The organism is Providencia sp. PROV202, from assembly GCF_028479565.1.
Classification (GTDB): domain Bacteria; phylum Pseudomonadota; class Gammaproteobacteria; order Enterobacterales; family Enterobacteriaceae; genus Providencia; species Providencia zhijiangensis.
The window spans coordinates 1-3,186 of record NZ_JAMPNV010000029.1 but is presented as its reverse complement, the minus strand read 5'-3'; the positions used below and the strand labels follow the sequence as shown (position 1 = coordinate 3,186).

The following is a 3,186-nucleotide window of genomic DNA, read 5'->3' as shown; positions in this document are numbered from 1 at the left end:
ACACCTTCGGGTTGTGAGGTTAAGCGACTAAGCGTACACGGTGGATGCCTAGGCAATCAGAGGCGATGAAGGACGTGCTAATCTGCGATAAGCGTCGGTAAGGTGATATGAACCGTTATAACCGACGATTTCCGAATGGGGAAACCCAGTGCAATTCGTTGCACTATCGTTTGATGAATACATAGTCAAACGAGCGAACCGAGGGAACTGAAACATCTCAGTACCTCGAGGAAAAGAAATCAACCGAGATTCCCCTAGTAGCGGCGAGCGAACGGGGAGCAGCCCAGAGTCTTAATCAGCATTAGCATCAGGAGAACGGTCTGGAAAGGCCGGCAGTAAAGGGTGATAGCCCCGTATCCGAAGGTGTTAGTGTTGTGAACTCGACGAGTAGGGCGGGACACGTGTTATCCTGTCTGAATATGGGGGGACCATCCTCCAAGGCTAAATACTCCTGATTGACCGATAGTGAACCAGTACCGTGAGGGAAAGGCGAAAAGAACCCCGGCGAGGGGAGTGAAATAGAACCTGAAACCGTGTACGTACAAGCAGTGGGAGCACCCTTGTGGTGTGACTGCGTACCTTTTGTATAATGGGTCAGCGACTTATATTCTGTAGCAAGGTTAACCGTATAGGGGAGCCGTAGGGAAACCGAGTCTTAACTGGGCGAATGAGTTGCAGGGTATAGACCCGAAACCCGGTGATCTAGCCATGGGCAGGTTGAAGGTTGGGTAACACTAACTGGAGGACCGAACCGACTAATGTTGAAAAATTAGCGGATGACTTGTGGCTGGGGGTGAAAGGCCAATCAAACCGGGAGATAGCTGGTTCTCCCCGAAAGCTATTTAGGTAGCGCCTCGTGAACTCATCTTCGGGGGTAGAGCACTGTTTCGACTAGGGGGTCATCCCGACTTACCAACTCGATGCAAACTACGAATACCGAAGAATGTTATCACGGGAGACACACGGCGGGTGCTAACGTTCGTCGTGAAGAGGGAAACAACCCAGACCGCCAGCTAAGGTCCCAAAGTCATAGTTAAGTGGGAAACGAAGTGGGAAGGCTCAGACAGCCAGGATGTTGGCTTAGAAGCAGCCATCATTTAAAGAAAGCGTAATAGCTCACTGGTCGAGTCGGCCTGCGCGGAAGATGTAACGGGGCTAAACTATGCACCGAAGCTGCGGCAGCGATATGTAAATATTGTTGGGTAGGGGAGCGTTCTGTAAGCCTGTGAAGGTGTGCTGTGAGGCATGCTGGAGGTATCAGAAGTGCGAATGCTGACATAAGTAACGATAATGCGGGTGAAAAACCCGCACGCCGGAAGACCAAGGGTTCCTGTCCAACGTTAATCGGGGCAGGGTGAGTCGACCCCTAAGGCGAGGCAGAAATGCGTAGTCGATGGGAAACGGGTTAATATTCCCGTACTGGTGATAATTGCGATGGGGGGACGGAGAAGGTTAGGCTGGCCGGGCGACGGTTGTCCCGGTTTAAGGATGTAGGCAGGTGAATTAGGCAAATCCGGTTCACTATATGCTGAGGTCTGATGACGAGTCACTACGGTGGCGAAGTAGCTGATACCCCGCTTCCAGGAAAAGCCTCTAAGCTCTAGATTATCATTAATCGTACCCCAAACCGACACAGGTGGTCAGGTAGAGAATACTCAGGCGCTTGAGAGAACTCGGGTGAAGGAACTAGGCAAAATGGTGCCGTAACTTCGGGAGAAGGCACGCTGGCATTAGGTGAAGTGATTTACTCATGGAGCTGAAGCCAGTCGCAGATACCAGCTGGCTGCAACTGTTTATTAAAAACACAGCACTGTGCAAACACGAAAGTGGACGTATACGGTGTGACGCCTGCCCGGTGCTGGAAGGTTAATTGATGGGGTTATCCGTAAGGAGAAGCTCTTGATCGAAGCCCCAGTAAACGGCGGCCGTAACTATAACGGTCCTAAGGTAGCGAAATTCCTTGTCGGGTAAGTTCCGACCTGCACGAATGGCGTAATGATGGCCAGGCTGTCTCCACCCGAGACTCAGTGAAATTGAACTCGCTGTGAAGATGCAGTGTACCCGCGGCAAGACGGAAAGACCCCGTGAACCTTTACTATAGCTTGACACTGAACATTGAGCCTTGATGTGTAGGATAGGTGGGAGGCTTTGAAGCGTGGACGCCAGTCTGCGTGGAGCCAACCTTGAAATACCACCCTTTAATGTTTGATGTTCTAACGTAGCCCCATTATCTGGGGTGCGGACAGTGTCTGGTGGGTAGTTTGACTGGGGCGGTCTCCTCCCAAAGAGTAACGGAGGAGCACGAAGGTTGGCTAAGCATGGTCGGACATCATGCGGTTAGTGCAAAGGCATAAGCCAGCTTGACTGCGAGAGTGACGGCTCGAGCAGGTACGAAAGTAGGTCTTAGTGATCCGGTGGTTCTGTATGGAAGGGCCATCGCTCAACGGATAAAAGGTACTCCGGGGATAACAGGCTGATACCGCCCAAGAGTTCATATCGACGGCGGTGTTTGGCACCTCGATGTCGGCTCATCACATCCTGGGGCTGAAGTAGGTCCCAAGGGTACGGCTGTTCGCCGTTTAAAGTGGTACGCGAGCTGGGTTTAGAACGTCGTGAGACAGTTCGGTCCCTATCTGCCGTGGGCGTTGGAAGATTGAAAGGGGCTGCTCCTAGTACGAGAGGACCGGAGTGGACGCACCACTGGTGTTCGGGTTGTCATGCCAATGGCATTGCCCGGTAGCTAAGTGCGGAAGAGATAACCGCTGAAAGCATCTAAGCGGGAAACTTGCCTTGAGATGAGTCTTCCCTGACTCTTTAAGGGTCCTAAAGGAACGTTTAAGACTAAGACGTTGATAGGTTGGGTGTGTAAGCGTAGCGATACGTTGAGCTAACCAATACTAATGAACCGTGAGGCTTAACCTGACAACACCGAAGGTGTTTTCGAGATGAGAGATGACGTTGATTCAATAAAGTGTGAGACGCCGAGAGGTGGACACAACAGCTTGTTCAGGATTGATATTCTGGTTTAGTGAATGAAAGGCTAAACGGGAATAAACAGAATTTGTCTGGCGGCAATAGCGCGGTGGTCCCACCTGACCCCATGCCGAACTCAGCAGTGAAACGCCGTAGCGCCGATGGTAGTGTGGGGTCTCCCCATGTGAGAGTAGGGAACTGCCAGACATTAAA

General features: G+C 51.6%; 2 rRNA genes. Both read left to right on the top strand.

Annotation, left to right across the window (positions count from 1 at the left end):
* The first annotated feature begins 17 nt into the window (after positions 1-17).
* Positions 18-2,922 (top strand): 23S ribosomal RNA (locus PR799_RS17615).
* A gap of 142 nt (positions 2,923-3,064) precedes the next feature.
* Positions 3,065-3,180 (top strand): 5S ribosomal RNA (rrf, locus tag PR799_RS17610).
* The last annotated feature ends 6 nt before the right edge of the window (positions 3,181-3,186 follow it).